A 23535-nucleotide genomic window follows, 5' to 3' on the forward strand; every position below is an offset into this window, starting at 1 on the left:
GTGGCCGATTCGGCCCCTCTCTGTCAAGGACACTTTCATGCTCGGAAAACTTCTCTTCCGTTACCTCCGCAAATACCGCTGGCTCCTCGTCGGCGTACTTGTTTTTCAGTTCGCCAGCGCACTGGCAACCCTCTATCTGCCGCGCCTGAACGCCGACATCATCGACAAGGGCGTCGCTCAGGCCGATACCGGCTATATCTGGCGCACGGGCGGCTTCATGCTCGTGGTGTCGCTCGGCCAGATCGTCTGCTCGGTCATCGCGACGTACTTTGCGGCGAAGGCGGCGATGAGTGTCGGTCGTGACATTCGCGCCGACGTCTTCTCGCGGGTGAGTGGCTTCTCCGAACGCGAGGTTTCGCAGTTCGGCGCGGGGTCGCTGATCACCCGCAACACGAACGATGTGCAGCAGGTGCAGATGCTGGCGATGATGGGGGCGACGATGTTCGTCACCGCGCCGCTGCTGGCCATCGGCGGCATCATCATGGCCGTCCAGCAGGACGTCGGGCTCAGCTGGCTGATCGGCGTCTCGGTGCCGGTGCTGCTGGTGGTTGCCGTGATCATCATCAGCCGGATGGTGCCGCTGTTCCGGCGCAACCAGGCCAAGCTCGATGCGATCAACCGGATCATGCGCGAGCAGCTCACCGGCGTTCGCGTCGTGCGGGCATTCGTGCGCGAGCGGATCGAAGAAGAGCGATTCCGCGGTGCGAACACCGACCTGATGATTCTGGGCCGCAAGATCGGGTCCCTCTTCGTGCTGCTGTTCCCGCTGTTCATGCTGATTCTGAACGTCACGGTCGTCGCGGTGATCTGGTTCGGCGGCATCGAGATCAACGCCGGGAACGTCGAGGTCGGCACGCTGTTCGCGTTCATGCAGTACATCGGCCAGATCATGATGGGCGTCATCATGTCGAGCTTCATGGCGATGATGATCCCCCGCGCTGCTGTTTCCGCTGAACGCGTGGGCGAGGTGCTGGATGCCGAATCAGGGTTGGAGCGCCCCGAGAACGGTGTCGTGGATTTCCCGGCACCCGGCACCATCGACCTGAAGGATGTCGAGTTCACCTATCCGGGCGCCGAAGCGCCAGTGCTCTCGGGGGTGACGTTCTCCGCAGGCAAGGGGGAGACCCTCGCGATCGTCGGCTCGACCGGCTCCGGAAAGACGACGCTGGTATCGCTGCTGCCGCGGCTGTTCGACGTGACGGGCGGCTCGGTCAGTGTCAATGGCACCGACGTTCGTGCCGCTGATGTCGAAGCGCTGTGGAAGAGCATTGGCCTCGTGCCGCAGCGGCCGTTCCTCTTCACCGGCACTGTCGCATCGAACCTGCGGTACGGGCGCGAGGAAGCCACCGATGAAGAGCTGTGGCATGCGCTCGAGATCGCCCAGGGTCGTGACTTTGTCGAAGAGATGCCCGATGGGCTCGAATCCAGGATTTCGCAGGGCGGGACGAACGTGTCCGGAGGTCAGCGTCAGCGCCTGGCGATCGCCAGGGCCATCGTGCACCAGCCAGAGATCCTCGTGTTCGATGACTCGTTCTCCGCGCTGGACCTCACCACCGATGCCCGGTTGCGACAGGCACTGTGGCGAGAGCTGCCAGAGGTGACGAAGATCGTCGTTGCGCAACGTGTTTCGACAATCGCCGATGCTGATCGCATCGTCGTCCTCGAGGGCGGCACCATGGTCGGCGTCGGCACACACGACGAGCTACTGGAAACCAGTAAGACCTACCGCGAGATCGTTGAGTCGCAGCTGGGAGTGGACGCATGAGCGATGCGACGAACGAAGCGGCCGTTTTGACCGCCGAAGAGCAGTACGAGGCAGAACTCGCCGACGCTGCGCGCCTGGAGGCCGGTGGTTGGGATGCTCCCACCCCCGGCAAGGCCGATAACTTCGGCAAGAGCTTCGGCCGGATGCTGGGGCTGCTGAAGCCGTCGGCGATCTGGCTCGTCATCGTCTCGATCCTCGGTGCGATCGGTGTCGTGCTCATGGTCGCAGCACCCAAGGTGCTCGGCGAGGCGACCAACATCATCTACGAGGGTTTCATCTCGCGGATGCTCGCCGACAACGGCGTTCCGGCTGGTACGTCGCAAGCCGATGTCGTTGAGTTGCTGCGCTCGCAGGATCAGAACGACTTCGCCAACATGGTCGCAGCCTTCAGCGACTTCGAGGTCGGTGCCGGTATCGACTTCGAACGCCTGCGGTGGATCATCATCGGCGTTCTGGCCATCTATGTCGGTGCGGCGCTGCTGAGCTGGATTCAGGGCTACGTCATCAACGTGATCATGGTCCGCGCGATGTGGCGGCTCCGCGAAGACGTTGAGGCGAAGATCAACCGGCTGCCGCTGGCGTACTTCGACAAGGTGCAGCGCGGTGAACTGATCTCGCGCGTTACCAACGACATCGACAACATCACCCAGACGATGCAGCAGTCCCTCTCTGGGGCATTGACCTCGGTTCTGACCGTGGCCGGCGTCCTCGTGATGATGTTCTCGATCTCTTGGCAGCTGGCGCTGGTGGCTCTTGTCGCACTGCCGCTCATGGGCGTGATCTTCGGGGTCATCGGACCGCGCTCGCAGAAGGCCTTCGGCATGCAGTGGCGCAAGGTTGGCCGTCTCAATGCTCGCGTTGAGGAGGCTTTCTCCGGCCACGCACTGGTCAAGGTCTACGGCCGCGAGCAGGATGCTCTCGACAAGTTCCAGGCCGAGAACGAAGAGCTGTTCCAATCGAGCTTCAAAGCACAGTTCCTGTCCGGCATCATCATGCCGGCGATGACGTTCATCGGCAGTCTCACCTACGTCGGCATCGCGGTTCTTGGCGGTCTGATGGTCGCCAGCGGACAGCTGCGCCTCGGTGATGTGCAGGCCTTCATCCAGTACTCACAGCAGTTCACACAGCCGCTGAGCGAACTGGGCGGCATGGCAGCAATCGTGCAGTCGGGTACGGCCTCCGCAGAGCGGGTGTTCGACTTCCTCGATGCTGATGAGCAGGAGCCCGACGCCGAAGACGCGCCGACTCTGCCACGGGGTGAGGCGGCTCAAGGCGTCATCGAGTTCGAAAATGTGTCGTTCTCGTACACGCCGGAGCGTCCGCTGATCAACGACCTCTCCTTCCGGGTGGAGCCGGGGCAGACCGTTGCGATCGTGGGCCCCACCGGGGCCGGCAAGACGACACTGGTGAACCTCATCATGCGGTTCTACGAGCTGAACTCGGGCCGGATCCTTCTCGATGGGCAGGACATCGCCGAGGTGACGCGTGATGATCTGCGCTCCCGCACCGGGATGGTGCTGCAGGACCCGTGGCTGTTCGCGGGATCGATCCTGGAGAACATCCGCTACGGGCGCGCAACAGCCAGCGATGAGGAAGTGCTCGACGCCGCCAGGGCGACCTACGTCGACCGATTCGTGCACGCGCTGCCGGATGGCTACGACACCGTGCTCGAAGAAGACGCCGCCAACGTGTCTGCGGGTGAGCGACAGCTCGTGACGATCGCGCGTGCGTTCGTGGCGAAGCCGTCGATCCTCATCCTGGATGAGGCCACCAGCGCCGTCGATACCCGCACGGAGCTCTTGCTGCAGCATGCGATGGCCGCGCTCAGACAGGGCCGCACATCGTTCGTGATCGCGCACCGGCTGTCCACGATTCGCGATGCCGACCTCATCCTGGTGATGGAGCATGGTGACATCGTCGAGAAGGGCACGCACGATGAGCTCATTGCGGCGCAGGGCGCCTATTGGCGGCTCTACCAGTCGCAGTTCGAGCAGGCCGCGACCGACATCGACGCTGAAGAGGCGATGACCGGCGCTATCGGTGTGGTCGCCTCGGAAGAAGCCGAGGTCGTGGTCGACGAAACACCGTGAGCAAGAGATGAGGGCCGGCTGCATGGGTAGCCGGCCCTCGTCGTCTGCTGGCCCTCTTTATCTGCGGGCGAAGATCAGTTCGCGGAGTCGAGCCCGAGTAGTTCGAGCGGATGCGTCAGCCGCCACATCGGACTCGGGCCGGACAGCTCCTCGGCCAGCGAAACACTGATCTCTTCAGCATCCACGGGGCCGGTGACTGTCAGCGTGCCGATCTCGCCGGTGCGCTGATCGGTCAGATCAAAAACCACGTTCGAGGCCGCGGCGGCGCCGTTCCACAGCACCACCTCGGCATCGGCATCCGTGATGACATCGACGCTCGCGCCCCACGGCGTGCTGACTGCGCCGACGACCGTGCCCTTCGCGACAGCGGGGGAAGCCGCAGCCAACGAGGCTTCCACGCCGGAGAACAGCGACCGCGTCACGGCAAGTCGTTCGTCGTTGTCGCCCTGGTTCAGCACCGCGGCGTACAGGCGAACCGTTGTGCCATTGACCGTGATGTCCTTCGCGGTGAGCAGGCTCCAGCCGACGAGGGTTCCGGTCTTGATCCCGACGACACCCGGGTCCGCCAGCATCCCGTTGGTGTTCTCGACGAGTCCGGCGCCGGGCAGTTCTACGCTCGGGGTACCGACGATCTCGGCGAAGACCGGGTTCTGCATCGCCCGCTCGGCGAGCCGCAAGAGAGCCTCCGGGGTGGCGACGTTGTCCTCATCGAAGCCCGACGGCGTCACGATCGTGATGTCGTCCAAGCCGCGGTCCGCGAGCCACTTCTCGGCAGCTTCGGCGAATCGACGATCGGAACCCCAGATCTCACGGGCAAGACGGTCGATGTAGTTATTGGCTGAACCCAGCAGCGTGCCCTGAAGCAGCTGGTATTCGTTCAGCACGCCGCCGACAGGAACATCCAGTGCCGACTGATTGGCGCGGCGGTAGTCCCAGTAATCGACGGTGTCGCTGTACCTGAAACCGTACTCCGGCCCGGTCTCGCCCGGCTGCAGCGGCAGCGCGTCCAGCACCATCAGACTGCTGACGACCTTCGTCACGCTGGCGATCGGCACGGCGGCCGCATCAGAGGCCATCGATGAGACTCCGGCCACGCTCACACCGGCACTGCCGATGGTCGGCCAGGACACTGTCGCCGGCTCGGACGCCACCGGCTGGAAATCGGCTGCCTGCACGGTCGGTGCCACCTCGTGCAACGGCCACAGCAGCATGGTCGCCGAGTAGGCCACCGCGAGAGCGGCCAAAGCGCCCAGAGGCGGCAGCCAGGTGCGTGCCGCACCGGAGCGAAGCGCAGCGCCGGCGAGCAGATCCGGACCGGGCTCGTGCATCGTTACCGCATCGAGATCGGCTGGACGGGTCCCCGCCGCCACGGCTTCGGAATCGAGCCAGGTGAGAGCGGAACCCGAACTGCCGGCGTCAGCCCACCGCGCCTGCGGCGATGGCTCCGCCAGAGCAGTTTCGATCGCGTTCAGCTCAGCATCGAAATCGAAAAGACCGACCGGAGGTGCCGGCGGCTTTTGAGCATCCGTGGACGGTGACTGCGTAGCATCCGACAGTATCGGCGCGGAGACGGACCCCTGTTCTGTACTCTCGCTGGGCGGCTCCGTGGGGGAGTGTTCAGCATCGCGCTTGTGGGCGCGTGCACGCAGTGCTCGGCGGCTGAGCGTGCCCGTCTCGGGCGTGGCATCGTCAGGGGTCACCCATCTACGCTACCGAATCCGCTCGCACTCTGCGCTGAGTCCGGCTGCGGTTGCAGACGGGTATGATCATCAGCACAACCACGGGAGCCCGAATGTCGGGCTGAGAGGGAGCGAACCGCGCTTCGACCGTCGAACCTGATCTGGGTAATGCCAGCGCAGGGAGGAGTTCAAATGAGTACATCCATGTCCGCTTCAGGATCTGTCGGATCGGCCACGTCCACAGCCACGGGATTGCGCCGCTCGGAGCTGTGGCGTTGGCGCGTCGTCGACATCGTCGTCGCCAGTGTGATCGCCGTCGCCTGCGCCGTCATCTTCCTGCTCTGGAACGTCGGCTATGAGGCACCGAGCGCGCTGCTGAAGCCGCTGCTTCCCGGCGTGCAGGGGCTTCTCGCGGGCCCCTGGCTGCTCGCCGGCGTGCTCGGCGGGCTGATCATCCGCAAGCCGGGCGCCGCGATCTACACCTCGGTCGTCGCGTCGGTCATCTCCGCTCTCATCGGCAACCAGTGGGGGCCGCTGACCATCGCGTCCGGCATCGTGCAGGGATTGGGCGCGGAGATCATCTTCCTGCTGTTCCTCTACGGCGTCTGGCGCCTGCCGGTGGCTGTTCTCGCCGGTGCCGGTGCCGGTGTGGCCTGCGGCATCAATGACCGCATCCTCTGGTACCCCGGCGCCGATGTGCTGTTCACTAGCGTGTACATCGCGTCGACCACGATCTCCGGCGCCGTCATCGCCGGCCTCGGCGGATGGTTCATCGCTCGCGGGCTCGCCGCTACCGGTGCGCTGGGCCGTTTCGCCTCTGGGCGCGCGGCAACCCCGCGGGTGTGACGATCGGCACCGGTGTGACGTCGACCCCAGCCGCGCTTTCGGCGTACGGCTGGGGTTGGCGTTACGCCACACGCCGACGCTGGGCGTTGCGCGATGTCACTCTGAACATCTCCGCCGGCGAGCGGGTTCTGTTGCTGGGCGCATCCGGATCGGGGAAGTCGACCCTGCTGCAGGCGTTCGGCGGTGTGCTCGGCGGCGCCGACGAGGGCGAGGAGATCGGCGAGCTGCACGTGGACGGCCTGCCTGCGGCACAGGTGCACGGCCGGGTCGGGATGGTGCTGCAAGACCCCGATACCCAGACGATCCTGGCGCGTGTCGGTGACGATGTGGCTTTCGGATGCGAGAACCTCGGAATACCGCGCGAGGAGATCTGGCCGCGAGTGGATGCTGCGCTCGATGCGGTCGGCCTCGATCTGCCGCGGGACCGCTCAACCGCCGCGCTCTCGGGCGGGCAGAAGCAACGGCTCGCACTCGCCGGTGTGCTGGCCATGCGCCCCGGGGCGATCCTGCTCGATGAGCCGACCGCGAACCTTGATCCCGCCGGGGTCGAGGAGGTGCGCGATGCGGTCAAAAACGTGCTGGATGCAACCGGAGCGACGCTCGTGGTCATCGAGCACCGCATCGATGTGTGGCTGCCGCTCGTCGATCGCGTGATCGTGCTGGGCGTGGAAGAGGACTCGACGGTCGTTCTCGCCGACGGCACACCGGAGGCTGTGCTCGGCGCCCGCGGCGAAGAACTCGCCGCGGCGGGCGTGTGGGTTCCCGGGCATCCGCCGACCTCTCCGCCGGCGCCCGTCGCGGCGCCGGGTGGCGAGCTGCTGCAGGCGCAGCAGCTCGTAGTTTCACGACGTCGGGGCATGCCAGTCGCCGGCCCTGTCGATGTCGGCGTGCGCGCGGGTGAGGTGCTCGGAATCGTCGGGCGCAACGGCACGGGAAAGTCCACGCTCGGGCTGACGCTGGCCGGGCTCATCGATCCCGAAAGCGGGCGGGTCACGGCATCCGCTTCGCTGGCATCCGGTGAAAAAGCCAACCCCGGGAAATGGTCTTCGCGCGCGCTGCTCACCCGCATCGGTGCGGTGCTGCAGAGCCCGGAGCATCAGCTGCTCGCCAGAACCGTGCGCGAAGAGCTGTCGATCGGGCCGCGCGCCCTTGGCCTCGATGAGGGCGAGGTCACGGCCAGGGTTGATGACCTGCTCGTCCGGTTGCGGCTGAACGCGCTGGCTGAGGCGAACCCGTACACGCTCTCCGGCGGCGAGAAGCGACGACTGACGGTGGCCGCCGCGCTTGCCACCCGGCCGCACGTGCTCATGCTCGATGAGCCGACATTCGGACAGGATGCCGTGACCTGGGCGGAGCTCGTCGCGATCATCGCGGGCCTGCGCGACCAGGGCGCGGCGATCATCGTTGTCTCGCACGATGAGGACGTGATGAAGGCTTTGCATGCGCGTCGGATCGAGCTCGGATCGTGAGCGCGTTCGCCATTGATACCGGCCGGGTGCCGAGAACCGGGCCCATCGCTCCGCGCAGTGCACTGGCGAAGTTGGCGACGGCGTTGCTGATCAGCGTCCCGCTGATCCTCACGATCGATGTGCTGTCGGCTGCTGTCGCGCTGGTGCTGGAGATTCCGCTGCTGCTGCTCGCCGGGCTGAAAGCGCGGGAGTTCTGGATGCGCACCGCGGTGCTGTGGATTGCCGCGCCGCTCAGTGCCGTAACGATCGCGCTGTATGGCGAGGCGAGCGGAACCGTCTATTTCGAGTGGTTCGTCATGCGCGTCAGCGATGGTTCATTGGCGCTCGCGGCGGCGACGGCGGTGCGCGTGCTGGCCATCGGGCTGCCGGCGATCGTGCTGTTCGTCACCGTGGACCCCACCGATCTGGCCGATGATCTGGCGCAACGAGCGCACCTTCCTGCCCGCTTCGTGATCGGCGCGCTCGCCGGAATGCGGATGCTCGGATTACTCGCTGATGACTGGCGTGCGCTGGCGCTGGCCCGTCGAGCCCGCGGCGTCGCCGATCAGGGGCGGATCCGGCGGGGGATCGGGATGGCGTTCGCCCTGTTCGTCCTGGCGATCCGGCGCGGGTCATCGCTGGCGACCGCGATGGAGGCGCGCGGCTTCGGCGGCCCGGCAGCGCGTACCTGGGCTCGCCCGTCGCCGTGGGACCGCGGCGATACGGTGCTGCTCATCATCGGGATGCTGATTCCCACCGCTGCGCTGACCGCCGCCGTGGTCTTCAACACCTGGAACTTCATCCTGGGCCCCACCTCTTAACCGGCTTGCGAGTGGCCGGTTGTGGCTCAGTTTCCGCGCGAAATCGGGCCACAACTACCCACTCGCAATCAGAGGGTGTGGGTCATGTGCTCGCCATTTTGGGGGAGTGCGCGGACCTTTTCTGCAGCATCTGCGAGGGAGATTCCGGTGAAGGCCATCGGAATACCGATCCCTGTCCATGGCGAGGCGCGATCCATGAGCTGAGCATGCACATGAGGCTCGCTGGTGTTACCGGAGTTGCCGCAGCTTCCCAGCTGCTGACCCTCGCGCACCGTCTCGCCGACGCGAACGATCACCGACCCGCGTTGCAGGTGCGCGACCATGGCATGCACGCCATCCGCGCCGCGGACCGTGACGTGGTTGCCGATGGCGAACCCCGGCCCGCTCAGCTCCCGGAACGCACCTTCGATCATCATGTAGATCACTGCGAGCGCACTGGAGCGCGCTCGGTGATCCCGTCGCCAGTCGGATGCGCGCACCACCACTCCGTCGCACATGGCGAGCACTGGCGCGCCGAAGGCCGGATACTCCGACGGGTCACGCATCGCCGAGCCCTCGCCGAAGGTCGGACGGACCTCATCGACTGGCTCACTGACGAGATCGATCGCGTACGTCTGACCGTATGCACGAACTCCGTGACTGGGGACTTTCGACGCGGGGCTGTTCATCGCGAGCCATCTTCCGTGTACCGGAGAGGAGACCAGCACCGTCGATGAGTCGGGGAGAAAGGTGGGGGCGACGAATGCGAGCACGATGCACAGCGCCAGCACGCACACCGCGATCAGCGACAGGATGCCGCGAGCCTGACGCACGGTTTCGCCCAGAGGTAAGAATGTGGACAGAGCGACGGCGAGGAGGGTTGCGGTCGCGGCGTAGTACCCGGGCACGCGAAAGCGATAGACAGCAGCGAGCGCGTGCCTCATCGCTCGGCTCCGAGCACGCACGCCAGCAGAGGGACGATCCGCGCCGCCGGGATCTCGTAGTTGCCGCGCCCACTCTGACGCACCCATCCGGCGCTGAGCAGTTGGCGCAGATGGTGGTGCAGCTGGCCCGTCGTCCCGAGTGCCTCGATTGACGCCAGGTCAGCTGTCGCATGCACGCCGGAGAGGATGTGCCGGAGAAGTTCCATCCGAACCGGATGCCCCAACGCCGCGAACGCCGCCGCGCGCTCCGTCCATTCCGTCTCCAGCATTCCCGCGGTTCCGACGCTCTGCTGCCATGACACCGGAGCGCCGGTGGGCAGAGTCAGCGACCCCACGAGCATCACGGCACCGTCCGCGGTCGAGGGAGCATCCGCGAGACGTGACTGCACTCCGGTCAGGGCCCAGAACGCATCGCCATCAGCAGGTGATTCATCGACCGCTTGAGCGGTCTGCTGCTGAGTGTCGAGGGTGTCGACTCGTTCCGTCAGGACACGCACCGCTTCGCGCAGTGCTGCTAGTTCGTCATCCATCCCGCAATAATACGTTAATACGTACTACTGAACAATGTCAGGTGGTGCAGCTCATCGAGCGCTCGGATCGACCGTTTCGACGCGGTGACCCGGTACGACGCATCGATGAGCTCTGCGATCTCCCGCCAATCGGTTGCCTCGTCGAGATCGATGCCGAGCCATCCAGACGGACCCAGATATGCCGGTACCCAGAAGCGGGCGTCCTGACGCAGCGCCGGCTCGTCGAGGGGATCCGGGCGCACCATGATCGCGGCATCATGAGCGATCCACTCGTCGTCGACGCGCTGCGAGCCACCGAAATAGCAGAACACCTTCTTCGTGAAGAACGCCGGGCGCCCGTGGCTGACCTTCTCGGCGGCCTCCGGAAATGCGAGCGCGATGGCACGCACCCGGTGCAGCAACGGGTCGCCGTCCGTGAACATGAGTGGATGAGCCATCAGTTCGCGTTCCACAGTTCTCGGTAATAGGCCAGGCGTTCGCGGTCGGGTGCGACGCCGTATGCCTCGATGAGGGTTTCCTCCCAGCCGGGGCCATAGTTCCACAGTGTGCTCATCGATGCCACGGCGATATCGGCCCAACGATCGGCGGTGCCCAGGGCTGCGAGATCGACGTGCGCAAGCGGAGTGCCGTCCTCGTCGAGGAGGGTATTGGGCGCGCAGGCGTCGCCGTGGCAGACGACGAGCCGGTCGACCGGCGGCGGGTCGCGCAACACATGCGGAACGCGGATGCCCCGGGCCTCGGCCTTCGTGATGCGGGTGGGTACGCTCCAGCTCCACGGACATTCATCGACCGGCAGCGCGTCATGCAGCATCCGCAGGCCTTCGCCGATTGCGCGCACGGCGCTGGCCGGTTCGGCGATCCACCGTGGGAAGGCCGCGCTCTCGCCAGGAAGAGCCACGGTGACGAGCCATTCGTGCGTCGCATCCTGTCCTTGCGCGATCACCTCGGGAACGCGCGTCCACCGGGAGGCCCACCGCATCCGTTCCCCTTCATCGCGCATGTTCGCCTCGGAGTCGTGCGGCCCCCACTTGATGAAGCGGCCGTCGTCGCTGCGGAACGTCAGCCCGCCGATGCTGTTCGCCCACACCGGGGTCAGTGCCGCGCCGCCCGCCAGGTGCATCACCTGTGCCGGGACGGCGATGTCGGTGGCCGGAATCGTCACAGTCCCACCTGCTTCCCGTTCATAACTCCTGAAGAATGGCCGCAGAAGCCGGGAAACACTGCCAGATCGGGCCGCTGTGCATGGTTTCTCAGGAGTTGTGCGCGGGGGACGACCATCACAGCAGCTCGCGCAGCGCCGCTTCGAGAACGATGGCGTGATTGTGCCGCTCGTCGTGGGCTGCGTAGACAAGGGTGACAACGTCGTGGTGCTTCAGCTCTGCTGCCAGTTCGTCCAGCGCCCCGGCGCTTTCATTCGCGAGTTCCGCTCGGTAATGCTCGGCGTAGACGCCCCAATCGTCGTCGGATGCCGCATGCCAGTCCTTTCGCAGTTCCGGACTCGGCGCGGTGTCCTTGGACCACAGGTCAATGGCCGCGTGCTCCTTCGAGACGCCTCGGGGCCACAGTCGATCGACGAGAACACGGAATCCATCGGCCTGTTCGGCGGTATCGTAGGCTCGCTTGCGACGCAGTTCCATGACTACAGCCAACACCTCCCTAGGCGCAGCCGCCAGGGGTGACACTGAGAACTGCGTATGCTGGGACTCAGTTGCAAACGGTTCGAAGGAGAACGCATGCAGATCCAGGGAACTGGGGCATTGATCACCGGCGGGGCTTCCGGCCTCGGTCTGGCAACGGCTCGGATGCTTGCCGCTGCGGGCGCCCATGTCACACTGATCGACCTCCCCTCCTCTGACGGCGCGACCGTGGCCGCCGAGCTGGGCGGCACGTTCGCCGCCGCCGACGTCACGAACGTTGATGAGGTGCAGGCTGCTGTCGCTACGGCGAATGAGAAAGCACCGCTGCGCATCGTCGTCAACTGCGCCGGCATCGCACCGCCCGCGAAGGTACTCGATCGTGACGGGAACCCTGCCGTGCTCGCCGACTTCGAGCGCGTCATCCGGATCAACCTCGTCGGCACGTTCAATGTGATCTCGCAGGCATCCGCAGTGATGGCCAAGAACGACCCTTCGACCCCGGAGCCGGTCGAAGGCTCAGGGAACGTCGACAGCGCGCGCGGCGTCATCGTGAACACGGCATCCGTCGCCGCCTTCGACGGCCAGATCGGCCAGCCCGCCTACTCGGCGTCAAAGGGCGGCGTGCACGCGATGACGCTTCCCATTGCGCGAGAGCTTGCCCGCCACGGCATCCGGGTCTGCACGATCGCGCCCGGAATCATGGAGACGCCGATGCTCGCCGGCCTCCCTGAAGCCGCGCAGGAATCTCTCGGGCAGCAGGTGCCGTACCCCGCGCGCCTCGGACGCCCCGGCGAATACGCCGCGCTCGTGCGGAGCATTGTCGAAAACGACTATCTGAACGGTGAGACCATTCGCCTGGACGGCGCGATCCGGATGGCCCCGAAGTAGACACTCGTACCCAGGTTCACGGAGCGCAAATGGCTCCAGATCCGGTCGAAACAGAACCATTTGCGCTCGTCGAACGGGTGCTGGGAAAAGGAGATCCGATGACACTGGCAGGAAAAACCATTCTGATGTCGGGCGGCAGCCGCGGCATCGGCCTCGCCATCGCGTTGCGCGCAGCAGCGGACGGCGCGAACATTGCGATGCTGGCGAAGACCGACACCCCGCATCCGAAGCTCGAGGGCACGATTCACACGGCCGCCGAGCAGATCCGCGCGGCCGGCGGCAATGCGCTGCCGATCGTGGGCGACGTGCGTGAGGATGACGACATCACCGAAGCAGTCATGAAGACGCAGGGCGAGTTCGGCGGCATCGACATCGTCATCAACAACGCCAGCGTCATCGACCTGTCGCGCTCTCTCGATCTCGGCGCGAAGAAGTATGACCTCATGCAGGACGTCAACGTGCGCGGGACCTTCATGCTGTCGCGCGCGGCGATTCCGCAGCTGCGTGAGGCCGAGAACCCGCACATCCTGTCGCTGTCGCCGCCGCTGAACCCGACGCCGGAGTGGCTCGGGGCACACACCGGATATTCGCTGGCGAAGTTCGGGATGACGATGGTCACGCTGGGGCTTGCTGCCGAATTCGGTGGCGACGGGATCGCGGCGAACACGCTGTGGCCGCGCACGACGATCGCGACCGCCGCGGTGCAGAATCTGCTCGGCGGCGACAAGGTGATGGCCGCGAGCCGGACGCCCGAGATCTATGCGGATGCCGCGTACGCCGTTCTCACGAAGGAAGCAGCGTCGTATTCGGGCCAGAGCCTGATCGTCGAGGACGTGCTCGAGGCTGCCGGTGTCACTGATTTCTCCGGCTACGCTGCGGTTCCTGGCACTCCCGACGACCGTCTGTTCCCCGACATTTTCCTCGGCTGAGGCCGCCTGGCCCGCCGGGCCGAGATTCGTGCGTGCCGAATCCCAGACGGGATCGGCGTGTCGAGCGACCGAGGCCGGCGACACGCCGCGGCCCAGGACGGGCGTCTGGGATCCGGCACGGCGCGGTCCGACAAGTGCGCTTCAGAACAACAGGTACGTCGCCCCCACGATTGTGAGAACGATCACGATGCGGTCGAACACTTGCTGATTCATCCGGCGTGCCAGCCGCAATCCGGCGAGGGCGCCGATGACCACGAGCGGTGCGAGGGCCGCATCCATCAGCAGCACGGGCCGGGTGAACAGTCCGAGCCCTGCCAGGAGCGGTACTTTCACGAGGTTCACGATCGCGAAGAACCACGCGGAGGTGCCCAGGAACACCTTGACCTGAGCCCGCGTGGCGATGAAGTACATCGACATCACCGGTCCGCCGGCATTGGCCACCATCGTCGTGAACCCGCCGAGTGCTCCGTACGCCGTCGACAGCAGCACGCCGCCGTGAGCGGATGCCGGGGCATCCGTCTTCGCCTCGCGCCACCGTCGCCACAGCGTGAGCCCGATCATGATGAGCAGGATCACGCCGATCGCGCGACGGACGACTCCGTCTCCGGCGAGGGCGAGGAACCCGAACCCGGCGAGGAGCCCGGCGGCAACCGCCGGCGCGAGCCTGACCAGCGTCGGCCAGTGTGCGTGTCGACGGTAGGCGATCAGCGCGAACACGTCGCCGACAATGAGCAGGAGAAGCATCGCCGCGGTGGAAGTGCGCGCCGGCAACACCGCGGCGAACAGGGCTATGGCCAGGATGCTGCCACCGGGCAGCGCCGTCTTCGAGATGCCGATCGTCACAGCCGCGAGGGCGAGGAGTGCCCACGCCCAGGGCAGCAGATCAGGCATCGAACAGCGGGTTCAGCTGCGGGTGGCAGCGAACGCGGCGGCGAATCTCTCGGCCCGTCGGGTGAGGTCGGCCCAGTCCCCGGCCTTGATCGATGCGGAGTTTGCCAGGTCTCCGCCGGCGCCGACAGCCACCGCACCGGCTGCGAACCAATCGGTAAGGTTGTCGGGGCTCACGCCGCCGGTCGGCATGAGCGGAGCGTCCGGGAACGGGCCGCGCAGTGCGCCGAGGTACGACGGCCCGCCGAGGGACGCCGGGAAGATCTTCACAACATCGACCCCCAGTGCCAGAGCACCCATGACCTCGGTCGGCGTCATCGCCCCGGTCATCACCACCCGGCCGGTGTCGAGCATCGCGCGGGTGAGGTCAGGCAGGGTGCCGGGGCTGACGAGGAACGCGGCCCCGGCATCCGCCGCGGCAACGGCCTGCGCCACAGTGGTCACGGTGCCGGCGCCGACATAGGCCGCATCGCCGTGACGAGCGATCAGTTCGCGGATGACGGCCGGAGCATCCGGGGTCGAATAGGTGACTTCGATGCCGGCGACACCGCCGCGAATGATCGCGTCGGCCGCGTCAAGCGCCAGTTCGGCGGAGGGTGCGCGGAGTACGGCGAGGACGCCGGTGGTGCGGGCGCGGGCAAGACGGTCGGTCATGAGGCTCCTTCATCGGGGTGCGCTCTCATTGTCCCGGATTCACACCTGTAATTACAAGTGTGAATCAGTGTCGCCACCGCTCTTCGTCCGTGAGAGGAACAAGCGTCGGTCGCTCCGCCGTCGTGGTCACCTCGATCCGTCGACCGATCCGAGCCGACTCCATGAGCGACGTCATGATCTCCAGCACGTGCAAAGCAATGGTGCCGTCTGCGCGCCCGCCACCCGCGACGAAATCGAGCAGCCCGATACCGCGGCCGCCGTTGACGTACCCGGCACGAGGTTCGACCGGCATCCATTCCTTCTCTCGGGGACGGCGCAGCCGCACATCGCCGGAGAACTGATTGGGATCCGGCACCGAGAGGGAACCGGTCTCGCCGTGCACCTCGAGAGGCGCGGCATCCGTCGCTGCGCCGTCGAAGCTGAACGTCACGGTCGACACCGCGCCGCCGACATGCTCGAGCACACCGGTCACATGCGTGTCGATCTCCACGGGGATCTCTTCGCCCACCCGGGGTCCCGAGCCGATGCGTCGCACCGCCTTCGGCCGCGACGATACGCCGGAAACGCGCGCGACAGGGCCGAGGAAATGGAACAGCGAGGTGAGGTAGTACGGCCCCATGTCGAGCAGGGGGCCGCCACCTTCGCGGTAGTAAAAATCGGGGTTCGGATGCCACGACTCATGCCCTGCCGAAACCCAGGTCGCTGTCGCAGCGACGGGACGCCCGATCACACCCTCATCGATCGCGGCGCGCGCGGTCTGGATGCCGGTGCCGAGCACCGTGTCCGGGGCACAGCCCACCCAGGCCGAGCCCGCCGCGTCGAGGATGCTCTGGGCTGCGGCAAGGCCCGGGGCGAGTGGTTTCTCGCCGTAGACGTTCTTGCCGCGTCCGAGAGCCGCCAGCGCGACCTCGGCGTGGGCGGCTGGCACCGTCAGATTCAGCACGGTCTGCACGTCGGGGTCGGCGACCAGCTCATCGACGGTCAGGGCGCGACAGCCCGGGATGCCCGCGGCGACTTCTGCTGCGCGTTCGACGTTCAGATCGGCGACGGCGACAACCTGCACACCGGGGTGCGCGCGGAGCGTTTCGAGGTACTGGGCGGAGATGACTCCGAGGCCGACTATTCCGATACCGTGCGGCTCGCCCACAGCATTCCCCTCTCGATGATCGTGCGTACGTTGTCGTCGCGCAGCACCGCGGGATCGTGTCCCGGGGTCGCGACGAAGATGCGTCCCTGCCCCCATTCGCGCGTCCACGCGGCCGGTGACACGATCGGTCGGTGCCACGGATGGTACGGCTGCGCCGGATGCGTCGTCGTGGCGAGCACGTCGTTGAGGTCGTCGGCGAGCACCCAGTACTGCTCGGTGTTCAGGGTGAAGTCGTCCAGCCCGGCCGTGATCTCATGCGCGCGGCCGAGTTCGGTCAGCTCCACCGTGTACGGGAGGAAGTTGTCTGCTTCGCCGCCTTCGCGGGCATCCGGATGCTTCGCTGGATGAGTGGCGAACTGGCCTCCGATCAGCTGCAGGTAATCGGAGCTGTTGCGGTAGGAATCAGCGATGCCCCCATGCCATCCCGCCAGGCCGGTGCCCCGCTCGACTGCCCGGCGCAGCCCCTTCAGCGCTTCGGCGGAGATCGTCGACATCGTGACGGACTGGACGATGAGGTCGACGGCATCCATCACCGCAGCATCCGCATAGATCTCGTTGGACTCCTCGATCTGCACCTCGAACCCGTTCGCCGTCAAGAACGGCAGGAACAGCTCGGTCGCCTCGATCGGGTGGTGCCCTTCCCAGCCTCCGCGGACGACCAATGCCTTGCGCGTGCTCATGAGCGTGCTCCTTCTACAGGGGTGTATCGGCTTTCGGAAGCGGCGCTGGTCTCGACGGCTGCGAGAACCCGCTGCACCTGGGCAGCTTCTTCGAAACTCGGATGCGGGGTGCGCCCCTCGGCAACCGCCCGCACGAAATCGACGGCCTGATGGGTGAACAGGTGCTCGTAGCCGAGGCCGTGGCCCGCGGGCCACCAGGCTCCGGCGTAGGGATGCTCCGGCTCCGTGGCGTCAATGCGGCGGAAGCCCTGCTCGTGGCTCGGCAGCGTCGCGTCGTGGAACTGCACCTCATTCATGAACGAGAAGTCGAAAGCGACCGAGCCGCGGTCGCCGTTGATCTCGATGCGGTTGGCGTTGCGGTGGCCTGCGGCCATCCGGGTTGCTTCGAAGACGCCGAGGGCGCCGTCCGCGAAGGTCGCGGTGAACGCTGCGGCATCGTCGACGGTGACGGCTTCGCGCGGCGCATCCGCACTTCCGTGTCCGCCGAGGCCCACACGCTCGTCCAGCCGCGGGCGTGAGGTGACGAACGTGCGCAGCATCGCCGAGACACCCGTGATCGTCGATCCGGTCAGCCACTGTGCGGTGTCGATGCTGTGCGCACCGATATCGCCGAGCGTGCCGGATCCGGCACGCTCGCGATCGAGGCGCCAGGTGAACGGGGCATCCGGACTCGTCAGCCAGTCCTGCAGATACTGGGCGCGTACGTGGCGGATCTCGCCGAGTCGGCCGGTGTCGATGAGCTGCTTCGCCAGGGCCAGCGCCGGGGTGCGACGGTAGCTGAAACCGCACATGCTGAAGACTCCGCGCCGGGTGGCAGCTGCCGCGGCCTCGGCCATCTGCTCGGCCTCGGCGACATCGTTGGCCAACGGCTTCTCGCACAGCACATGCTTTCCGGCGGCGAGGGCTGCGAGCGCGATCTCCGCATGCGTATGGCCGGGCGTGCAGATGTCGACGATGTCGATGTCATCGCGCGCGATCGCCGAGCGCCAGTCGTCGGAGGATTCCGGTATGCCGAACTCGGCCGCGGCGAGCGCGGTGCGCTCTGCGTTGCTGCCGACGAGGAGAGTAGCGGTCGGGGTCGCCGGTAGGTCGAAGAATCGTGGTGCGGTCCGCCAGGCATGGGCGTGCATCCTGCCCATGAATCCGGTTCCGATGATCGCTACGCGCAGCGCCGCCATAGATGCTCCTTCGCCGTCGATGGTGTTTGCAAAAACATTGCCAGGTGCACTGGCAGAAGTCCCAGAATTTGCGCAAAATAGATGGATGCCCTCAACCGCCCGTGTCACGCTCGCTCGCGTGGCAGCGGATGCTGGCGTCAGCGTCTCGACCGCATCACGCGCGCTTCGCGGCCGAGGTGACATGGCAGCGGATACGCGAGCCCGCGTGCAGCAGGCGGCCCGCACGCTCGGGTACACGGTTGCCGGCGAATCGCGTGGCCGTCCGCGCGGGGGGATGTCACGCGTTTTCGATCTGGTGCTGAGCGGATTCCACGACCCGTACACGGACGAGGTCACCGCGGGCGCCCGCACGGCGGCGGCGAAATTGCGCTACGACCTCGTGCTGACGACCGAGCGCGACGACCCCGATGACGACTGGCCGCAGCGGATCCGCTCGCGCGGCACGGCTGGTGTGATCCTCGGACTCATCGTCCCGACCGCGGCCCAGCTCGCGCCGATGCGCCGAGCCGGCATTCCCGTGGTGTTGCTCGAACCGCGATCAGAGGCGCCGCTGAAGCTGCCCAGCATCCGCAGCACCGACCATGCCGGCGGTGCGGCAGCGGCTGAGCACCTCATCAGCCGGGGCGCTCGCCGCTTCATCCTCATCGGCGGAACGCCGTCATACCGGTACGGGCGCGGACGCGCAGAGGGTTTCCTCGAGACGCTGGCCAACCTCGCGCCCGGCGCCGAACGGGTGCGCGCCGACGCCGACTGGAGCGCGATGGGAGCGTGGCGCTCCTGCGCCCGTGCACTGTCTCAGATCAGCGGGTCGGGTCCGATCGGCCTGTTCGCCTGCACAGATGAGATGGCTGCCGGAGCGTATCGGGCGATCGCCGAGGCCGGATTGTCGATCCCGAACGACGTGCTCGTCGTCGGCTTCGATGATGTGCGCGGTGCCCGGTGGATGCATCCACCGTTGAGTACTATCCGACAGCCGATTCGCGCGATGGCGGCTGCCGCTGTTCATGCCCTCGCGGCGGCGGTCGCCGGCGCCGAGATCGATGACGAGCGGATCGAGCTTCCGACCGAGCTGGTTGAACGGGCATCCACCCGTACCCCAGCCGCTTCCCACCTGTCACCGCGTACCCTGGATACATGACTGAGTCCTCCGCCATCCGCTCGACGGGTCCCGCTAAACCGCAGGTGCGTCCGCGGACCGAGGGCTGGACGCAGAAGAAGGACGCCGAGGGGCGCCCGCTGCTGCAGTTCGCGAGCCCGAAGCGCGGCAAGCCGCCCGTTCATCTTGCGGACCTCACGCCTGCCGAGCGCACCGAGAAGGTCAAGGAGCTCGGACTTCCGGGCTTCCGTGCCAAGCAGCTCTCCACGCATTACTTCACGCACTACACGTCCGACCCCGCCGAGATGACTGACCTTCCCGCTGCGCAGCGGGATGAGCTCGTCGCCGGAATGCTCCCGCCGCTGCTCACCGAGGTGCGCCGGCTGGAGACCGACAAGGGCGACACAATCAAGTTCCTGTGGCGCCTCCACGACGGGGCTCTCGTCGAGTCGGTGCTCATGCGCTACCCCGGCCGCATCACGCTCTGCGTGTCGAGTCAGGCAGGATGCGGCATGAACTGCCCGTTCTGTGCGACCGGGCAGGCGGGGTTGACCCGCAACATGTCGACGGCCGAGATCATCGAGCAGATCGTCCGCGCGAACCGGCTGATCGCCGAGGGCGGCCTCGGGGGCAAGAAGAGCGACGACCACTCGATGGAGCGCGTCTCCAACATCGTCTTCATGGGGATGGGCGAGCCGTTGGCGAACTACAAGCGGGTGATGGATGCTGTGCGCATCATGGTCGCCGCGCAGCCGGACGGACTCGGTATGAGTGCCCGTGGCATCACCATCTCGACGGTCGGCCTCGTGCCCGCCATCCGCAAGCTCGCGGACGAGAACATCCCCGTCACGTTCGCACTCTCGCTGCACGCCCCCGACGACACCCTGCGCGACGAGCTCATCCCGGTGAACTCAAAGTGGAAGGTCGACGAGGCCCTGGATGCCGCGTACAACTACTACGAGAAGACCGGTCGTCGCGTCTCGATCGAGTACGCGCTCATCAAGGATATGAACGACCACGCCTGGCGTGCGGACCTGCTGGCGGAGAAGCTCAACCAGCGTGGCCGCGGTTGGGTGCACGTGAATCCGATCCCGCTGAATCCGACGCCGGAATCGGTGTGGACAGCATCCACCCGTGAAGTGACGAACGAATTCGTGCGCCGACTCAACGATGCCGGCGTGCCGACGACCCTCCGCGACACACGTGGCAAGGAAATCGACGGGGCCTGCGGCCAGCTCGTGGCGACGACCGAAGACGAAGTGGCGGCCGCGGCGCTGTAACGGCCCGCTCCACACCGCCCCCTTGCTCCGGTCGCACTTCGTGCTGCTAAAACGCGGGTTTAGCAGCACCAAGTGTGACCGGAACGGCCGAAAAGTGCGACCGGAACGGCCGAAAAGTGCGACCGGAACGGCCGAAAAGTGCGACCGGAGCGGCCGACGCCGCGCGCGGGGCCAGTAGCGTTGAGCCATGGTCAACTATCGCTACCTCGGAAACAGCGGCCTCAAGGTCTCTGAGATCACCTACGGCAACTGGGTCACGCACGCATCCCAGGTCGAAGACGACGCGGCCGTCAAGACCGTGCACGCCGCACTCGACGCTGGCATCACCACGTTCGACACCGCTGACACCTACGCGAACACGGCAGCCGAGGTCATTCTCGGCAAGGCGCTGCAGGGTCAACGCCGCGAGAGCCTGGAGATCTTCACGAAGGTCTACTTCCCGACCGGGCCCAAGGGTGCGAACGACACCGGCCTGAGCCGCAAGCACATCTTCGAGTCGATCAACGGTTCGCTGGCGCGCCTGGGCACCGACTACGTCGACCTCTACCAGGCGCACCGCTTCGACTACGAGACGCCGTTGGAGGAAACCTTCCAGGCTTTCGCTGACATCGTCCGCCAGGGAAAAGCGCTGTACATCGGCGTCAGCGAATGGACCGCTGAGCAGCTGCGCGAGGGCCACGCGCTCGCCAAGCAGCTGGGCGTGCAGCTCATCTCGAACCAGCCGCAGTACTCGATGCTGCACCGGGTGATCGAGGGCAAGGTCGTTCCGGCATCCGAAGAGCTCGGAATCTCGCAGATCGTCTGGTCGCCGATGGCGCAGGGCGTTCTCAGCGGCAAGTACCTGCCTGGCCAGCCCGTGCCCGACGGCTCGCGCGCCACCGACCCGCACAGCGGTGCCGAGTTCATCAAGCGTTTCCTGCAGGATGACATCCTGACCGCTGTGCAGCGACTCAAGCCGATCGCCGCCGACGCCGGGCTCACGATGCCGCAGCTGGCGATCGCCTGGGTTCTGCAGAACAAGAACGTCGCCGCGGCTCTGGTCGGAGCATCCCGTCCCGAGCAGCTCGCCGACACGGTCAAGGCGTCCGGTGTCACGCTCGACGCCGATACGCTCGCCGCTATCGACACGGCCCTCGGCGACGTCCCCAACCGTGACGCCGAGCACACCTACACGGTCTCTCCGAAGACGCGGCAGGTCTGAGGCCGCACCATCGCGAGAGCGGTGCGGGCGTGCTCAGTCCAGGGTTATGTCGACCTGAATCTCGGATGCCAGCCGCTCGAGGTCTGCGCGGAGGGCGTCGAGATCGGCGGATGCTGGAACCTCCGCCGTCACGGACGCTTCGAAGAGCCGGCCGCCGGCCATCGCTGCGTCCCGGGTCTGAGTGGTCATATCGTCGATGCTCAGGTGATGGCTGCTGAGCACCGCGGAGATCTCGCGAACGATCCCGGGGCGGTCGTTGCCGAGGATCTGCAGCGAGATCGGTCGCGCGGCGGCGGCGGCCGGGGCATCCGCACCCGTGTGCGCGACAACTCTCAGCCCGTCCAGCGACTGCACCGCCGCCGTCAGCTCCGCAATCCGCTCATCCGGCACCGAGATCTGGATGACGCCGGCGAAAACACCGGCGAGTTCGGCGAGCTGGCTGTTCTCCCAATTGCCGCCGTGCGCGTCGACGACATCGGCGACGGATGCCACGAGGCCGGGGCGGTCGGATCCGACAACGGTGAGGATCAGAGTGGTCATGCCTGAAGCGTAGCCCGGCAGGCTCAGTCGTCCCAGACCCCGGTCTGCAGAAAACGATCCAACTGGGCGCGGTGCGGGGCGAGATCCCACCCCTGCTCGGCAATCCAGTCGTCCGAATAGTAGGTGCCGGCGTAGCGGGCACCGCCGTCGCAGATGAGGGTGACGACGCTGCCCTGCTTGCCCTCGGCGAGCATTCGGGCGATGAGGCGGAACGCTCCGACCAGGTTGGTGCCGGTCGAGCCTCCGGCCCAGTGCAGGGTGCGTTCCTTCAGCAGCCGGATCGCGGCGATCGACGCAGCATCCGGGATCTGCAGCATCTCATCGATCACACCCGGCACGAATGAGGGCTCGACACGCGGCCGGCCGATGCCCTCGATGCGGCTGGGGGTTCCGGTTGTGTAGTCGGCCGTTCCCGTGCTCCAGCCGCCGAAGAATGCCGAGCCTTCCGGGTCGACCACGGCGACGCGGGTCGGATGCTGGCGGTAGCGCACATACCGGCCGAAGGTCGCGCTCGTTCCGCCGGTGCCGGCGCCGACCACGATCCACTCCGGAACCGGATGCCGCTCCCGTTCCAACTGGCTGAACACGCTCTCGGCGATGTTGTTGTTCCCGCGCCAGTCCGTCGCCCGCTCCGCGTAGGAGAACTGGTTGAGGTAGTGCCCGCCGCACTCTGCGGCGAGCCGCTCGGCCTCAGGATGCATCTCCGGCGCCTGGTCGACGTAGTGGCAGCGGCCGCCATAGAACTCGATGAGTTCGATCTTCTCCGGGCTCGTCGACCGCGGAACGACCGTGACGAAGTCGAGTCCCAGCATCCGAGCGAAGTAGGCCTCCGAAACCGCCGTCGAACCGCTGGATGCTTCGACGAGCGTCGTCCCCTCGACGATGCGCCCGTTGACCAGCCCATACAGCAGCAGCGAACGCGCCAGGCGATGCTTCAACGAACCGGTCGGATGCACCGACTCGTCTTTGAGATAGAGGTCGATGCCCCATGCGGGCGGCAGCGGGAAGACGTGCAGATGCGTGTCGGCACTGCGATTGGCATCTGCCTCCAGCAGTGCGATCGCGGTACTGGCCCAGGAGGTCACGCGAACAGCGGCGGCAGGAAGGCGATGGCCGCTGCGGCCGCGGCGAGCACCAGTACAGCGATGAGCAGAATCCGCCAGCGGGGCCCCTTCTGCGGCTTGATCGTCGGCGACGGCTTGGTCAGCGGACCGGGCGTCGGCTCGGGGCGACTGGTCAGATCGATCAGCGGAGGGGAGGAATTATCCGGAGAACTCGGACGTCCGTCGGTCATGTGCAACCCCTCTCTCAAGTG

General features: G+C 66.5%; 24 protein-coding genes and 1 riboswitch. Of the genes, 10 read left to right on the forward strand and 14 right to left on the reverse strand.

All coding sequences use genetic code 11. The features are described 5' to 3' along the window. Positions 1 to 37 precede the first annotated feature (37 nt). Positions 38 to 1765, forward strand: a complete 1728-nt coding sequence (locus ACSU1L_RS15955; RefSeq protein ID WP_439256456.1) for an ABC transporter ATP-binding protein — start codon at positions 38 to 40, stop codon at positions 1763 to 1765. Then, a complete protein-coding gene (locus ACSU1L_RS15960) occupies positions 1762 to 3855 on the forward strand; it encodes an ABC transporter ATP-binding protein (protein WP_439256457.1) in 2094 nt (697 codons plus the stop codon). Before ACSU1L_RS15955 ends, ACSU1L_RS15960 begins: the two co-directional genes overlap by 4 nt. A 74-nt stretch (positions 3856 to 3929) precedes the next feature. Here ACSU1L_RS15960 and ACSU1L_RS15965 read toward each other — a convergent pair whose 3' ends face one another. Next, entirely contained in the window at positions 3930 to 5555 is a 1626-nt protein-coding gene (locus ACSU1L_RS15965) for a D-alanyl-D-alanine carboxypeptidase family protein (protein ID WP_439256458.1), read from the reverse strand. 70 nt (positions 5556 to 5625) lie between these two features. Beyond that, a riboswitch (TPP riboswitch) is annotated at positions 5626 to 5736 on the forward strand. Between ACSU1L_RS15965 and ACSU1L_RS15970 the strand changes: the two genes are divergently transcribed. From ACSU1L_RS15970 to ACSU1L_RS15980, 3 genes are all read left to right on the forward strand, one after another. Next, on the forward strand, positions 5727 to 6380 hold the full coding sequence (locus tag ACSU1L_RS15970; protein WP_439256459.1) for an ECF transporter S component: 654 nt from the start codon (positions 5727 to 5729) through the stop codon (positions 6378 to 6380). (Overlaps the previous riboswitch by 10 nt.) Next, positions 6299 to 7849, forward strand: a complete 1551-nt coding sequence (locus ACSU1L_RS15975; RefSeq protein WP_439256460.1) for an ABC transporter ATP-binding protein — start codon at positions 6299 to 6301, stop codon at positions 7847 to 7849. Before ACSU1L_RS15970 ends, ACSU1L_RS15975 begins: the two co-directional genes overlap by 82 nt. Further along, positions 7846 to 8649: an energy-coupling factor transporter transmembrane component T family protein gene (locus tag ACSU1L_RS15980; protein ID WP_438252800.1), complete on the forward strand. Its 804-nt coding sequence runs from the start codon at positions 7846 to 7848 to the stop codon at positions 8647 to 8649. Before ACSU1L_RS15975 ends, ACSU1L_RS15980 begins: the two co-directional genes overlap by 4 nt. Positions 8650 to 8717: 68 nt before the next feature. Here the strand turns inward: ACSU1L_RS15980 and ACSU1L_RS15985 are convergent, their stop codons facing one another. The 5 genes from ACSU1L_RS15985 to ACSU1L_RS16005 form a co-directional block, all read right to left on the reverse strand. Continuing rightward, entirely contained in the window at positions 8718 to 9572 is an 855-nt protein-coding gene (locus ACSU1L_RS15985; protein WP_439256461.1) for a M23 family metallopeptidase, read from the reverse strand. Continuing rightward, positions 9569 to 10102 carry an ArsR/SmtB family transcription factor gene (locus ACSU1L_RS15990; RefSeq protein ID WP_439256462.1) on the reverse strand — a complete coding sequence of 178 codons (534 nt, stop codon included), beginning with the start codon at positions 10100 to 10102 and terminating at the stop codon, positions 9569 to 9571. Before ACSU1L_RS15990 ends, ACSU1L_RS15985 begins: the two co-directional genes overlap by 4 nt. 14 nt (positions 10103 to 10116) lie before the next feature. Continuing rightward, entirely contained in the window at positions 10117 to 10539 is a 423-nt protein-coding gene (locus ACSU1L_RS15995) for an MmcQ/YjbR family DNA-binding protein (RefSeq protein WP_439256463.1), read from the reverse strand. Then, positions 10539 to 11264 carry a phosphotransferase gene (locus tag ACSU1L_RS16000; RefSeq protein ID WP_439256464.1) on the reverse strand — a complete coding sequence of 242 codons (726 nt, stop codon included), beginning with the start codon at positions 11262 to 11264 and terminating at the stop codon, positions 10539 to 10541. The genes ACSU1L_RS15995 and ACSU1L_RS16000 overlap by 1 nt, the downstream gene beginning before the upstream one ends. Positions 11265 to 11379: 115 nt before the next feature. Further along, entirely contained in the window at positions 11380 to 11739 is a 360-nt protein-coding gene (locus tag ACSU1L_RS16005; protein ID WP_439256465.1) for a DUF488 domain-containing protein, read from the reverse strand. Between the two features lie 96 nt (positions 11740 to 11835). Between ACSU1L_RS16005 and ACSU1L_RS16010 the strand changes: the two genes are divergently transcribed. Together ACSU1L_RS16010 and ACSU1L_RS16015 are read left to right on the forward strand one after the other, a co-directional pair. Further along, positions 11836 to 12627: an SDR family NAD(P)-dependent oxidoreductase gene (locus tag ACSU1L_RS16010; RefSeq protein WP_438252806.1), complete on the forward strand. Its 792-nt coding sequence runs from the start codon at positions 11836 to 11838 to the stop codon at positions 12625 to 12627. A 98-nt stretch (positions 12628 to 12725) separates the two neighbouring features. Next, a complete protein-coding gene (locus tag ACSU1L_RS16015) occupies positions 12726 to 13556 on the forward strand; it encodes an SDR family oxidoreductase (RefSeq protein WP_438252807.1) in 831 nt (276 codons plus the stop codon). A 141-nt stretch (positions 13557 to 13697) separates the two neighbouring features. On the opposite strand, the gene ACSU1L_RS16020 is transcribed toward ACSU1L_RS16015, so the two are convergent. The 5 genes from ACSU1L_RS16020 to ACSU1L_RS16040 all read right to left on the reverse strand — a co-directional run bounded on the left by ACSU1L_RS16020 (position 13698) and on the right by ACSU1L_RS16040 (position 18103). Further along, positions 13698 to 14447, reverse strand: coding sequence for a sulfite exporter TauE/SafE family protein (locus ACSU1L_RS16020; RefSeq protein ID WP_439256466.1), 750 nt, complete (start codon positions 14445 to 14447; stop codon positions 13698 to 13700). Between the two features lie 12 nt (positions 14448 to 14459). After that, complete coding sequence (locus ACSU1L_RS16025) at positions 14460 to 15098, reverse strand: bifunctional 4-hydroxy-2-oxoglutarate aldolase/2-dehydro-3-deoxy-phosphogluconate aldolase (protein ID WP_439256467.1); 639 nt, start codon at positions 15096 to 15098, stop codon at positions 14460 to 14462. Positions 15099 to 15162: 64 nt separating this feature from the next. Continuing rightward, complete coding sequence (locus ACSU1L_RS16030; protein ID WP_439256469.1) at positions 15163 to 16245, reverse strand: Gfo/Idh/MocA family protein; 1083 nt, start codon at positions 16243 to 16245, stop codon at positions 15163 to 15165. Next, entirely contained in the window at positions 16218 to 16925 is a 708-nt protein-coding gene (locus tag ACSU1L_RS16035) for a ThuA domain-containing protein (RefSeq protein WP_439256470.1), read from the reverse strand. The genes ACSU1L_RS16030 and ACSU1L_RS16035 overlap by 28 nt, the downstream gene beginning before the upstream one ends. Beyond that, positions 16922 to 18103 carry a Gfo/Idh/MocA family protein gene (locus ACSU1L_RS16040; RefSeq protein ID WP_439256471.1) on the reverse strand — a complete coding sequence of 394 codons (1182 nt, stop codon included), beginning with the start codon at positions 18101 to 18103 and terminating at the stop codon, positions 16922 to 16924. Before ACSU1L_RS16040 ends, ACSU1L_RS16035 begins: the two co-directional genes overlap by 4 nt. 85 nt (positions 18104 to 18188) lie before the next feature. Between ACSU1L_RS16040 and ACSU1L_RS16045 the strand changes: the two genes are divergently transcribed. From ACSU1L_RS16045 to ACSU1L_RS16055, 3 genes are all read left to right on the forward strand, one after another. After that, positions 18189 to 19241: a LacI family DNA-binding transcriptional regulator gene (locus tag ACSU1L_RS16045; protein WP_438252813.1), complete on the forward strand. Its 1053-nt coding sequence runs from the start codon at positions 18189 to 18191 to the stop codon at positions 19239 to 19241. After that, a complete protein-coding gene (gene rlmN / locus ACSU1L_RS16050; protein ID WP_439256472.1) occupies positions 19238 to 20479 on the forward strand; it encodes a 23S rRNA (adenine(2503)-C(2))-methyltransferase RlmN in 1242 nt (413 codons plus the stop codon). Before ACSU1L_RS16045 ends, rlmN begins: the two co-directional genes overlap by 4 nt. A gap of 187 nt (positions 20480 to 20666) precedes the next feature. Further along, entirely contained in the window at positions 20667 to 21680 is a 1014-nt protein-coding gene (locus tag ACSU1L_RS16055) for an aldo/keto reductase family protein (protein ID WP_439256473.1), read from the forward strand. Between the two features lie 33 nt (positions 21681 to 21713). Here ACSU1L_RS16055 and ACSU1L_RS16060 read toward each other — a convergent pair whose 3' ends face one another. The 3 genes from ACSU1L_RS16060 to ACSU1L_RS16070 are packed head-to-tail and all read right to left on the reverse strand — an operon-like array spanning position 21714 to position 23514. Continuing rightward, complete coding sequence (locus tag ACSU1L_RS16060) at positions 21714 to 22220, reverse strand: glycine cleavage system protein R (protein ID WP_439256474.1); 507 nt, start codon at positions 22218 to 22220, stop codon at positions 21714 to 21716. A gap of 23 nt (positions 22221 to 22243) precedes the next feature. Further along, on the reverse strand, positions 22244 to 23305 hold the full coding sequence (locus tag ACSU1L_RS16065) for a PLP-dependent cysteine synthase family protein (protein WP_439256475.1): 1062 nt from the start codon (positions 23303 to 23305) through the stop codon (positions 22244 to 22246). After that, entirely contained in the window at positions 23302 to 23514 is a 213-nt protein-coding gene (locus tag ACSU1L_RS16070) for a hypothetical protein (protein ID WP_438252823.1), read from the reverse strand. The genes ACSU1L_RS16065 and ACSU1L_RS16070 overlap by 4 nt, the downstream gene beginning before the upstream one ends. Positions 23515 to 23535: the final 21 nt, after the last annotated feature.

The sequence above is a fragment of the Microbacterium sp. A94 genome (assembly GCF_051842855.1).
In the GTDB taxonomy this organism is placed as follows: Bacteria; Actinomycetota; Actinomycetes; order Actinomycetales; family Microbacteriaceae; genus Microbacterium.